11 protein-coding genes are annotated in these 13,055 nt (G+C 37.4%); all 11 read right to left on the bottom strand.

Annotation, left to right across the window (positions count from 1 at the left end; genetic code table 11):
• Window positions 1–284: 284 nt before the first annotated feature.
• On the bottom strand, window positions 285–1,790 hold the full coding sequence (gene murJ, locus DU53_RS08560) for a murein biosynthesis integral membrane protein MurJ (RefSeq protein WP_015868970.1): 1,506 nt from the start codon (window positions 1,788–1,790) through the stop codon (window positions 285–287).
• Window positions 1,791–1,814: 24 nt separating this feature from the next.
• The gene (locus tag DU53_RS08555) at window positions 1,815–2,999 is read right to left on the bottom strand and encodes a polysaccharide pyruvyl transferase family protein (RefSeq protein ID WP_015868969.1); all 1,185 of its coding nucleotides are present in this window, start codon (window positions 2,997–2,999) and stop codon (window positions 1,815–1,817) included.
• 31 nt (window positions 3,000–3,030) lie between these two features.
• On the bottom strand, window positions 3,031–4,179 hold the full coding sequence (locus DU53_RS08550; protein WP_015868968.1) for a glycosyltransferase family 4 protein: 1,149 nt from the start codon (window positions 4,177–4,179) through the stop codon (window positions 3,031–3,033).
• 15 nt (window positions 4,180–4,194) lie between these two features.
• Complete coding sequence (locus DU53_RS08545; RefSeq protein WP_015868967.1) at window positions 4,195–5,394, bottom strand: glycosyltransferase; 1,200 nt, start codon at window positions 5,392–5,394, stop codon at window positions 4,195–4,197.
• 159 nt (window positions 5,395–5,553) lie between these two features.
• On the bottom strand, window positions 5,554–6,627 hold the full coding sequence (wecB, locus tag DU53_RS08540) for a non-hydrolyzing UDP-N-acetylglucosamine 2-epimerase (protein WP_015868966.1): 1,074 nt from the start codon (window positions 6,625–6,627) through the stop codon (window positions 5,554–5,556).
• Between the two features lie 17 nt (window positions 6,628–6,644).
• On the bottom strand, window positions 6,645–7,760 hold the full coding sequence (locus DU53_RS08535; protein ID WP_015868965.1) for a glycosyltransferase: 1,116 nt from the start codon (window positions 7,758–7,760) through the stop codon (window positions 6,645–6,647).
• Between the two features lie 37 nt (window positions 7,761–7,797).
• Window positions 7,798–8,862: a glycosyltransferase family 2 protein gene (locus DU53_RS08530; RefSeq protein ID WP_235599772.1), complete on the bottom strand. Its 1,065-nt coding sequence runs from the start codon at window positions 8,860–8,862 to the stop codon at window positions 7,798–7,800.
• Between the two features lie 192 nt (window positions 8,863–9,054).
• Window positions 9,055–9,186, bottom strand: a complete 132-nt coding sequence (locus DU53_RS13220; RefSeq protein ID WP_015868963.1) for a hypothetical protein — start codon at window positions 9,184–9,186, stop codon at window positions 9,055–9,057.
• 304 nt (window positions 9,187–9,490) lie between these two features.
• Window positions 9,491–11,110, bottom strand: a complete 1,620-nt coding sequence (groL, locus tag DU53_RS08525) for a chaperonin GroEL (protein WP_015868962.1) — start codon at window positions 11,108–11,110, stop codon at window positions 9,491–9,493.
• 15 nt (window positions 11,111–11,125) lie between these two features.
• A complete protein-coding gene (gene groES / locus DU53_RS08520) occupies window positions 11,126–11,395 on the bottom strand; it encodes a co-chaperone GroES (protein WP_015868961.1) in 270 nt (89 codons plus the stop codon).
• A gap of 239 nt (window positions 11,396–11,634) precedes the next feature.
• Window positions 11,635–13,053, bottom strand: a complete 1,419-nt coding sequence (gene pyk / locus DU53_RS08515) for a pyruvate kinase (RefSeq protein WP_063728393.1) — start codon at window positions 13,051–13,053, stop codon at window positions 11,635–11,637.
• Between the last annotated feature and the right edge of the window lie 2 nt (window positions 13,054–13,055).

Raw genomic sequence — 13,055 nt, 5'->3', positions numbered from 1 at the left:
GTATCCGGGCTTCATATTCCATAACCGTATTCAAAAACCAGGTTAGAAGATTTCTCATTCCTTCTTCATTTTCTGTGAGAAATTGGAGTATAATATCTTTGATTTCCATGGGCCCTGTATCCCTCCTTTGTATGGTTTATGTGTTCTTCCTATTCTAGGATACAGGGCTTTTTTTATTTTTACAGCATTTATTTTATACTGCCGCTCTTCTTCGTTTTTCTGAAGAAGTTTCATGTAGATAAGGTTCTTTTTTTATATTTCCTTTTCAATGACTTATTACTTAATCACTTTTTCGGTCTCAGTAACTTGCTAAATGTTTTTCTTATGATAAACGTTGTTATATCCCAAGTAGACCAGATTGTAAGAATCGCAAAAGCAAAATTGCCAAAAATTATGTATATCAAATCATTAGTCAACGCTTTAATCAACAGTGAGGTAATGATAATGGTTCCACAACTCACTATAAGCGTTATTATTCTTTTCCAAGGCAAAAAGGAAATTCCTTCCTTTCTAACCAACAATATCCAGATAGTTGTATTTATAAAAGTTACAATCGATGTACTACCAGTAATGCCGCCTACTCCAAATGGTTTAATTAACAACCAATCAAAAAAAACATTAGTCAACACTGAAAGCACCGTCAAATAAGTGGCAAATTTTATTTTCCCTTGAATAAGGAAATATTGTCTTGAGAGTAGCCCAATTGGTAATATTATTGTTCTAGCACTATATCCTATCAAAGCTATTACAACTATCGATGTTGATTCATTCGTAAAATTTCCATGCTCGTAAATCAGCTTAATTAAAGGCTCCCCCATGAACGTTATCCACAACACTATTGGAATAGAAAGACTGAGAAGCGTGTGCGTTGTTTTCTTCATTCTTTCTTCAGCTTTTGCAAAATCTTTTCTTACCAAAAACTCTGATAATTCGGTTTGAGTTGTAGTCATAAAACTCATTAAAAAAACCCCAGATACTATTCCAAGAAGAGCATCAGCATATTGCATACCGGATACACGCCCTGACGGCAAGAATGAAACAAATGCCTTATCAACTATATTGTTAATTTGACCTAGACCGTTGGATAGGATAAGAGGAAATGTGAGAACAAGAGTATTTCTTATATCGTCTGAAAATAATCTGAGATGAGGCTGGATTTGTCCAATTGAAAAAAGGAGTAGTACTAAGCTAACAACTAAGTTTCCAATAACCCATGCAAGTATATATGAAGCTTCGTTAAAGTAAGGAGCAGTAAAATAGATAACCGGAATAGAAACTATATTGAAAAAGAGCTGGGCCAACGTATATTGCAAAAATCGCCTTTCTGCCCGGAGGATGCCTGAAAGTATTTGCTGAATACCCATTATTAGAGGAAGCACGGACAAGCCTTTTAACTTTCTTGCTGAGTATTCAACAATTTTTCGGGAAAATCCCGGAGCAAAAAGCTTTATAAACTGCTCTGAAAAGAAATATAGAAGGATACCTGAAACTAAAAACAAAAGGCCAAAAATAACTATGATAGCCCAGGCATAGTGCTTTGCTTCCTCAATGCTGGCATCTTTAATTTTTATATATTTGGGGATGAAAACTGTTATTAAACCAGCAGATATTACTCCAGATATTATCTGGACAGGAGTAAGAGCAATCATTACTGCATCCAATCGCCATGAAGTTCCAAAAAGATCAGCTACAAGTACTTCTCGAAAGAATCCAAGTACTTTGGAAATTAATGTGAAAAATGTTATATATATAGCACCAGCCGCTACTGACTGAACATATTTCTTACTCAAATGCTAATCCCCTTCGTTGTATACTTAAACATGATGTTGTTTCTTTAAATAATCTCTGATAAATCGTTGAATATCCGCTTTAGCTTCAAGAGCAATATTGTGATTATAACTAACATCTTCATTAACCAATCGCCGGAATTCATCATTGTTTTCCAACATTTCTTGAATCATCTTCAAAAGAGAATCAGGATTAAAAGGTTTCTGCCAAAGTTTGGTTCCTCTAGGTAACATTCTATGAACATTTACAAGTTTTGGTTCTATCTCAACAGCTATACCAGGGATTCCAAAAATTGCCGGTAATATCACTCCATGTGCTCTAGCAGAAACAACGAGCATATTTTGTTCAGCAATTTGTTCAACGAACCTTGCAGGTTTCTGATTTGTCTCAGGATCCCAAACTTTCACGTTAAACCCTTGATTATCAACAAACTCAATGATTTCTCTATCATAATATTTACTGAAAAAATAAAAAATGCTCTTAATGTTTTGGGTGTTAAGTTTCTTTGCTACTTTCAACATTGGCTTCAAATAAGATTGACCAATTTCATCATGTGGCCAATATCGTGGAATAAAGGCTATTGATCGCTCAATATTTGAAAATTTTATTTCATTCGCTGGTATATTAGCATCTCTCCAGAATTCGTAAAGAAATGCTGGATCAGTAAATTGTTTTACGTTGCGAATTCCCCAAGCTTTGCAAATAGCAAAACTGTTACTATCTCGAACTGAAACGTAAGAACTTTTCATTAACATATTTCTTGCTTCTTCTTGTTGAGGACTATTTTCAACAAAAGGCCCAACTCCAACACAAAAAATAGCAGTATCAACTGATTTTGTTAGCCAATGCTTTCGAATCTTTCCTAGCCTGTTTTTTAAAGCGGAAAGAACTTTTCTTCCATGAACTAATTTGCGCACTCCTAATCCTTTCTTTGTTTTTTCAATGTTCCAAGAGAGCGGAAACGAATAAAATTGTCCTCCTCCTCCAAGCACTTTCAACACTGGGGCTTTCTTCAATTCGAAATGGTTTAATAAAGTAACCCCGGAAAGCCAATTCTTTACTATCTCAGGCTTAGAAAGTTCTATTACTATTTCGCAATCACGGCAACATTCAAGAAGAACTTTAGAAGAAACAATCATTAAAATATCATCCCCAAGATTTCCAGGTCCATATTTCCCTTCTAATAAAATCACTGGTTTGTTCTTTTTCAAAATGTCTTCCTCCTTGAAAAGACAAATAAATTCAGATTTTTTGCAAGATCTTTTCGTAGAATTCTAATATCTTACTTGAGTGTTTTATATAGGAATGATTTTCTACTACGTAGTTCCGCGCGTTACTTGAAAGTCTTTCAACAAATTCATTTGAATTTTTCAATATCAAAATTGCCCTTGCTATTTCCTCTGGATTTTTTTGTTCAACTAAAATTCCATTGATTTGATCTTTTATAACCTCAGCCATACCACCAATATTACTACATATAACAGGTTTTCCGCTAGCCATGCCCTCTAGCATAGCAAGAGAAGTTGCTTCTTCTACACCATCCGATGTTATCGATGGAATCAAAATAACATCCGCCGCTTTGTAGTAATTTACTATTTGATTATGATCTATAACATCATAAACCGTACTTCTATCGTCATTTTCAAGTTCTGATAACAAGTTTTCTTTTTCAGGTCCACCACCTGCAAAAATCATATGAATATCCCTATCTTTTATCCAGCGCAATGCTCTTGCGGCAAATACTACTCCGTTCTTTTTAACAAAACGCCTCGGAACCAGAACAATAAACTTGTTTTGAGGGAGTTTTAGAATCTGACGAATTCTATGAACTTCATTTTTTGTAACGGGGCAAAATGTATCAGTGTCAACCGCATTGTACATAACCAATATCTTATCATCTGGGCACCCAAGCTCTTCTATAAGGTATATTTTTATTCTACTGTCCACTGCAATAATTCCTTTACTTTCTTCCACAGCCTTGCGTTCATAATCCATCGCTAAAGAGAAAACCTTTTTTCTCTCAGTCTCAGAATACGCACCATAGTTTATTACTTCTCTCGCGAAGTACCCATGTACAGTTAAAACTAGTGTGTTAGTCTTTTTAGAAACTGCTACTCCCGAAACTACATCGTGGGCATGCACAATATCAAATTTTCTAAATTCCTTATTACGATACCATTTTTCTATATCCAACATTTTTTTCTTAAAGGCATATACCTTCCCAAACAAACGCCAAGTGTACCATTTGAACCTGGAAGGCAGGACATAGTAGTCAGTATTAACGTTATGTCCTAACTGTTTTAATCCCTTCTCAAGTAGTAATTGATGTATGTGTTTACCACCTCTTCCAACAAGATATGGATTATCCATTGATACTAAAGCTATATCCATAACCTCACCTCTAAATTAGAATCTAAAGTTGGCAACCTCACAATATATCTCAATTTCTCTTCTAACCATGGACTTCCAACTGAATTTTACAGCCCTTCGCCTTAGTTTATTAGGCGATACAGAATTTTTTAAAACATATATGACCCTTTTTGCAAAACGGTTTTCAAAATTCGGACCTTCCGTGACTATCATATCATTGTCTCCAATAGCCTCAGGTATTCCTCCGTTACTACTACCAACAACAGGTACACCACAAGCCTGAGCTTCAAGAACAACACACGGCCATCCTTCATTTCTGCTTGGCAATATCATAACGTCCATAGCGTTCATATAAATAGGGACTCTCTCAGGTTTTATTCTACCGGTAAAAGTGATCTGAAGATCTTTGGTTCTTTTCTCTATATCTCTTTTAAGATACCCATCACCAACAACAATAAAATGGATATTTGGAATACTTCTGGATATATCATGAAATATTTCTGGTAGTTTATCTGCCCGCTTTATAGGTATCAGATTACCAACAAAACCAACATATTTATAGTCTTTTTGATAAATGTTTAATTTTTTTCTAGCCTTAGTTTTATCTACTGGTTTAAAAATATCAGTATCTATTCCATTGGGTATAACAACTGATTTTCTACCGCTATAACCTTTTTTTATTGCGTCTTTGCGAAGATATTCACTAACAAATATAGCCTTTGATGAATTTTCCAAAATATCTATTATGAGCTTTAGAAAATCGTTTTCAGCTGAGTGAATTTCACTGCCATGAGATGTAACTATATAAGGTATTTTATATTTCTCGCTGAGTAGAAAAGCGGCGTGACCCTCCGGAAAAGCTCTATGTGCGTGAATCAGGTTGTAATCACTTACCTTAAAATTCTGTTCCAATGTCTTCATCATTTCTTCAGCATATTTGATCCATGCTTTTGTTTTTCCTTTTATCATTTCATATCTTGTTACGGTTTTAAGAGGAACCTGAAAAACTTTGAATTTCTTATGCTCCACTTCCAGAAAATCAGTTAATTCGATCCTTGGAATCTTTTTAAGTCTTTTGACAAAAGAAATTAGTGAAGTATCAAAAGTCGATATTGGTGCAAAATCAAAATCCATTCTTTTTTCTTTCAACAAGTATTCCAATCTTTTTTTCACAAATATTCCACTTGAAGGAGCATTTGGTTTTGGAAACATTTCTGAAAATATTAATATTTTCATACTCAACCTCAAATCACTTTGATTATGATGTGCTTCGGAAAAACAACAAATTTTGACATTGGAAACATTACCATTTTACTGTCTAGTACTTTTTATAAATTCTATAAAAAAACTGTTATGATCATTCTTATCATTGCAGGATGTTAATAGTCTCTGATTTTATTTCTGATGACGCAATATTATCTCAGCTATTTTCTTTCCTGCGTCACCTTGACCATAAAATTGTTCGAAAGGACATTTATTTAAAGAACTTTCCAGCGCTTTCTGAACTATTAACTCTTTTTGGGTATCAGCCAGATAGTTCCAATTAGCTTCTACAAGTTCAATCCACCCTGTATCCGGCATTAACACTATTGCCGAAACACCTGCGAAGTACGCTTCCTTCTGTAATCCACCGCTGTCTGTTATCACCTTCAAAGAATTTGTCAACAGAGCTACAAGCTCGTGATAAGGTACTGGATCTATTACTCTGGTCTTTCCCAACAAATTCCACAGATTTTTCTGATTTATAACCTTTTTCGTTCTAGGATGCATGGGAAAAACAACAGGAATTTCACGGGATATTTCTCCCAATGCCGTTAGGATATTTCTTAATCGTTCTTCGTTATCTGTGTTGAAGTCTCTATGGACAGTGGCAAGGATATAATTTTTTCTCTGTAATCTATACTTTTTGAGAACTTTTTGAACGTCTATACTATCTTTTACCTTCAGAAAAAGATCATACATAACGTCTCCAACAAAATACACACCTTTGGATATCCCTTCTGATTTGAGATTATCAACCGCTCTTTTTGTTGGGCAAAATAAAAATCTGGAGATATGATCAGTAACTACCCGATTTATTTCTTCAGGCATATCTTTGGGTTCCTGCCTTAAACCAGCTTCGACATGAGCAACAGAGATTTTTAGTTTTGCCCCTACAAGAGCACCAGCTATGGTAGCGTTAGTATCTCCATACACAATCAATACATCGGGTTTTTCTTTAATCACAACCTCTTCAAGCCTGATCATTGTCGTCCCGGTTTGATATGCGTGGGTACCAGAACCCACAGAAAGGTAATAATCAGGCTTTTTCAGTTTGAGATACTTGAAAAAAACATCAGACATATTTACGTCGTAATGCTGACCTGTATGAACAAGAATTTCACGCATTCCAAGTGCCCTTAATTGCTCTCCCACTACTGCCTCTTTGATAAATTGTGGACGCGCTCCGATAACTGAAAGAACCTTCACTGTTATCTCTTCCTTTCTTAGGAATCTATAACTCTCATGATAAAATCGATAAATTCTCTTTCTTTCTTTTCATTCCAAACATAATGGTCTTGCTTTCGACTTATGTTTAATAGAAGTTTTTCATATTCCACTTTACTTTCCCAAAAGGCTGTAATTTTTTCCGCACTTTCTTTTGGATTATCTCGATCTATTACAACACCGATTCCGTCATTTTCAATTAATTCTCTCATACCCAAAAAATCTTTATCGAGTATCACCGGTGTTCCCGCAGCTATCGAATCAAAGAACTTATTTGGCATGGAATACACGTATTTGTTCAAGTAATTTCCTTTCTTATTTCTACAACTATACGAGACTATTGAAAATGCTGCATTAGAAATTCTTTCTATCATCTTCTCATATTTCAAAAAGGGGAGCTTCTTTATTTCGAAAGGAGCCTTTATATCAGTGCCAATGGAAACAATCGAAAATCCTTTGGAATTTAATATTTCAAATATTTTCAATTCATTTTCTATTTTTCTTTCCGTAGTCCCAGCAAAAATCACTTCTTTTTGTCTTTTGATTTGGTTAATTGGTGGAATTTTAAGATTCCCGTAATTTGGAAAGTTAAAAGCCTTCAAATCAGGTTTCCATTCTTTAGCATCTTCCAAGAATTTCTTTGAAACGAAAACAGTTCCGTCTGACTTCATTATCATATGTCTGTATAGCTTTTGTCCCAACCACATTTTTATAGATCTAGGAATTTGTTCAACTCCAAAAAGATATTCCTCTGGAACATATTCATGAAAATCGGTAATTATTTTTACGTTCTTTCTGGAAAGCAATCGAAAAATAGCCAAGGGTTTTACGGTAGCAAAGTGGTGTATATAAGCAAGGTCAAATGACAATTTATCAACAATTCTCAAAACCTCTCTTTCGTACTTGTACCTGTTCACAAACTCCTTAAAGGGGTTTGTACACAGTTTGTGGTAAACTGGCAAATATTCAATGTTTCCCTCTGTGTAAGATTTTTCACTTGCATCCTCTGTCCAATAAATGTATAGTACTTTGAAGTGTCTCGAAAAAGCCTTTACCGTCCTAAAAACCCTTTTATCCATTTTCTTATGAAGATATCCTACAACAACTATCTGCATAACTAACCTCCAGGGCATTTGTGGTGCCACCTAATTTTTACTGGTATGAACGTCGTACAAAAATTAGCTTGATCAAAGCCATTAAAGAACCTATCCCATAAGAAACATGCAAACTAAGAAAAGTAAAGAAAGCCAATGGAAATGCCAGCAAATTTTTAAGTCTAAAGCTTATCTTCAGAGAAAAATACACGTTTAGCAACATATACAATCCCAATACAACCATATAAAGTTTAGCCAGGATGGGACTAAACATCGACAGAAAACATCCTAAAACCAAAAACAGAACAAAGAAAAGAGGGATTAAATGTCTAAAAGAAAAGGGTACTTTTGCAAACTTCGTGCTGTATATTACCCAGAAACCATTCGCAAAATTATTCTTCCACAAACTTGTAAAAGTATCTCTAGCATAATAATACGAACTTACTTGAGGTACCAACAAAGTTCTGGCTCCAATTCTCTTTAAACGCAGATTCATTTCGATATCCTGATTTCGCACCAAATTTTCGTTGAAGAGTCCGGCTTTATCAAAAAGTTCTTTTTTATAAAGCCCGTAAGCAACGGTATCAACATAAGATTCTTTATCACATCTGATTCTGTATTTGGCGCCACCAACACCAAAAGGATTACTCAATACAGAGGCTATTACCTTTGCTTTTATACTACTATTTCTGGGAAGTGTTATCATCTTTCCGCCGACAATCTCCGCTTTTTCTTCGACAATTTTTTGCGCACAGGTGGAGATGTAGTCTCTGGAGTATATTGCGTGGGAACTGGCAAGCATAATGATTTTTCCGGAAGCATTTTTAATACCTATGTTCAAAGCATTTGGTGTGTATTTATCCGGGTTATCATACAGTCTTATGTTTTTATAACGAGACATATACTCCTTTACAATTGTTCTCGTATTATCCTCACTCATTCCATCTACAACAATTATTTCAAACCTATTTTCAGGATAAGCTTGATCCAGAAAAGACTCTATGCATTTTCCAATAAAATTCTCTTCGTTTCTTACCGGAATAATAACTGAAACGGTTGGCAATTCCAAAGAAGACACTCCTTTTGATCGTTGTGAGCTATCTCTCATTAAAGCTATAAACAACAGAATCCCCTCTTCTACATTGAAATACCGAGGGGTTAGGTAAAGCCTCTAAAGAAATTATACATCACTATACATTAACTGAACTTTATATTCAAAATTGAACTGTTTAATTCCAAAATGACAAATTATCAAAAGCAATGGAGGAAAAAAGTGGGGGAGCGAGGAAATAGCGATGCTATTTCCTCTGAAGCTTCAACCCTGAAGCTTGGAAAGAGGCAGATTTTTCCTGTCTTTGAACGTTACTTCCAGGAGGTTGAGCTCTTCATCAGTTTTGATCCTGAGATCGTCTTTGGTTCTGAAGATTGTTTTTCTTTCTTCTCTCATCGCTTCTCACCTCCTTGATGATTTCACGCGTCGAATCCTAAATAATCTAATATAATAATACCACGAATTCGGGAGAAAATCAACGTATACCGGCGTATATTTCTTGTTACTTTAGTTAACGCCAGATAATCACACCCTACTATCCGTAATTGCGATTTCTATAATCCCATGTGTGCTCAGGGGTGAATGTGTTTACCTTCAGGATGGATGTATCAACTGAAATTAGAGTTGTTGTTATGTGCCTGAGGAACAAAAAGGGAGAGCGTTAAACGCTCTCCCTTAATTGATTCAATGGATTACTTCATCAGTACTCTGGCATCGGTGGGGTAGTTTCTTTCTTCTCTTCGGGTTTCTCAACAACAGCAGCCTCTGTTGTAAGTAGAATACCAGCAATAGATGCTGCATTCTGGAGAGCGCTCCTTGTAACCTTGACTGGATCGACGATTCCAGCTTCAAACATGTCGGTAAATTTGTCACGGAGTGCATCGTATCCATGGGACGGATCGTCAACAGAAAGAACTTTGTCAACGATGACAGCTCCGTCAAGACCGGCGTTAGCAGCGATCTGTCTCATCGGAACATCAAGAGACTTGTAAACGATCTTAACACCGATCTTCATGTCAGGATCTTCAACCTCATCGATGAGTTTTTCAACGGTCTTTTTAGCTCTCGCCAGAGCAACGCCACCACCGGCCACGATTCCTTCCTCGACAGCTGCTCTAGTAGCGCTGAGAGCATCTTCGATTCTGTGCTTCTTCTCTTTGAGTTCGGTTTCTGTTGCAGCACCGACCTTGATAACGGCAACACCACCGGCGAGTTTCGCGAGTCTCTCCTGAAGGGTTTCCTTTTCGTATTCAGATGTTGTCTGTTCGATCTGAGCTTTAATCTGACCTATTCTCTGTTTGATCTTTTCGGGTTCACCTTTTCCATCAACAATGATGGTATCGTCTTTCTTGACCTTCACCATTCCAGCGGTACCAAGATCATCAAGTGTGGCATTTTCAAGTGTAAGGCCGACCTCTTCACTGATAACAGTTCCACCGGTCAGGATGGCGATATCCTGAAGCATGGCTTTTCTTCTGTCGCCAAATCCAGGTGCCTTAACTGCGATAGACTCAAGAGTACCCCTCAGTTTGTTGAGAACCAGGGTAGACAGAGCCTCACCTTCGACATCCTCTGCGATAATTACGAGAGGTTTACCGGTCTGTGCGACTTTTTCAAGTATAGGAACAAGGGGTTTGACCGCAGAAAGTTTCTTGTCGGTGATGAGGATATAGGGTTCTTTTATAACAGCTTCCATCTTTTCGGGGTCGGTGACGAAGTATGGAGAGATGTAACCCCTGTCGAACTGCATACCTTCAACAAATTCCACGTAGGTTTCGAGGGTTTTGGAGTCTTCAACGGTAATAACTCCGTCTTCTCCAACCTTGTCCATCGCTTCAGCTATGAGTTCACCGATCTCGGGATCGTTGGCAGAAATAGCAGCAACATGGGCTATATCCTCTCTGCTGGAAAGTTTCTTGGACATAGAGCGGATCTCTTCAACGGCCTTGGTAACAGCCTTTTCGATTCCTTTTTTGACAAGTATCGGGTTAGCACCGGCAGCAACGTTTTTCAGACCTTCTTTAATCATGGCCTGTGCAAGAACTGTTGCGGTGGTTGTACCGTCACCGGCTATATCATTTGTTTTGGAGGCAACTTCTTTAACGAGCTGAGCTCCAAGGTTTTCAAACTTATCTTCGAGTTCGATCTCTTTGGCAATGGAAACACCGTCGTTCGTGATGGTTGGAGAGCCCCAGCTCTTTTCAAGAACAACGTTTCTCCCTTTAGGACCAAGGGTTATCTTAACAGCTTCTGCAACAGCGTCAACACCTCTTTCGAGAGACCTTCTCGCTTCTTCACTGAATTTAAGAATCTTTGGCATTCACACTACCCCCTTTCATTCTTCGACTTTGGCAAGAATATCATCCTGATCAATCAATATATAGTCTTCGTCATCGATCTTGATCTCAGTACCGGCGTATTTGGAAAATATAACCTTATCGCCAACTTTGATATCGATATCCTCGACGTCCTTACCAATTTCAATAACCTCTGCCTTCATCGGTTTCTCTTTGGCAGTATCGGGAAGAACAATACCGCCCTCTGTTCTTTTCTCTTCCTTTATTGGCTTGATGAGAAGTCTCTCTCCGAGTGGAATAACCTTCATACTGTTACCTCCTTTCGACTTTTATAAATTCTGATTTTTATAAATTAGCACTCTTTATATGAGTCTGCTAATTTAATGATAAACCAGACATAGTTATTCTTCAAGAACAAAAATAACGAATAACACGCGAATATTCTGTAATATGCGGAAATAAAGCCGATTATACTAGTAAAACTACGTATTTCTATTAAAAATGCAAGCAATCCTCTTAGTTTCATTTCTATGGGTTAATTGTCAATTTAAGCTCTTTCGAGTTTCAACATATTGGTAGTGTTAGCCTTGCCAAGTGGAACACCAGCAGTGATTATGAAATTATCTCCCGGATCAAGAAGGTCGAGCTTTCTGGCCTTTTCACTGGCAATCTTCACCATTTCGTCTATCGTTGAACCGAGCTCTAATAGCATGGGTGTTACACCCCAGACCATTCCAAGGCGGTGGTACGTATTCTTGTTTGGGGTAACTGCCAGAATGTGCGAACGTGGTCTGAAACCGGAAACGTTTATTGCCGTGTGCCCTGTATAGGTAGACGAAACGATAAGCTTTATTTTTAATGTTTCGCTTAAATCCCACGCCGCGCGGCATATAGCGTCCGTATGGTCGTCGGTGACAACATCTTCGCGAGTCCATTGGAGAAGATAGGGGTGGGCACGAATATACTTTTCTGTGGACAATGCGGTTTTATGCATTACACTCACTGCTTCGATAGGATATTTGCCAACAGAGGTTTCGGCTGAGAGCATCACCGCATCGGTTCCATCGATTATTGCATTGGAGATGTCCGTGGTCTCTGCTCTTGTAGGAACAGGGTTTTCTATCATTGATTCAAGCATTTGAGTAGCTGTTATTACCGGGATTCTATTTTTATTTCCTGCGCGTATTATCTTTTTTTGAGCTATTGGAACTTCTTCCACAGGAATTTCGACACCAAGATCACCCCGAGCTACCATAAGACCATCTGAGACCTCAGCGATAGACTCTATTCTTTTTAGAGCCTGCACTGTTTCTATTTTCGAAATTATCGGAATGCTGCCACCAAAGCTTGAAATGATCTTCTTAGCTTCGATAACATCCTCGGGTTTCCTGACAAAAGACAGTGCAAAGTAGTCTACGCCTTCTTCGATGCCCAACTTTATAAATTCCTTATCCTTTAAAGTAAGAGCTTCTATTCCAAGATCGATTCCAGGAACGTTTATTCCTCTACGGTGCGTTATTTCCCCACCGTTAACGACGGTGGTTTTTATCTCTGTCTCGTTCGTTTCTACAACCCTCAACTTTATTTTTCCGTCGTTTACGAGGATGAAGTCTCCAGAATTAACTTCAGATGGTAGTTTTTTGTAACTTACACTCACTCGCTTATCATCACCAACAATATCCTCTGTCGTGAGAGTGAATAGGTCTCCTTTCTTAAGAACAACCGTATCTGAAGAAAAGTCTCCCGTCCTTATCTTTGGGCCGGCAAGGTCAAGTAATATAGTGATAGGCACAGCAAGTTCTTCACGAATTTTCTTAACTGTTCTAATTCTCCGACGATGATGTTCTAAATCATCATGCGAAGTGTTTAATCTCACCACATTCATGCCAGCTTCTATGAGTTTTTTTAACATATCGGGATTTTCTGTTGCCGGCCCAACAGTACAAACTATTTTCGTCTTCCTCATGG

The sequence above is a fragment of the Kosmotoga sp. DU53 genome, assembly GCF_001639905.1.
Taxonomy (GTDB): Bacteria; Thermotogota; Thermotogae; order Petrotogales; family Kosmotogaceae; genus Kosmotoga; species Kosmotoga olearia.
The sequence above is the reverse complement of the archived record's forward strand: the minus strand, read 5'-3'. Positions and strand labels throughout refer to the sequence as shown.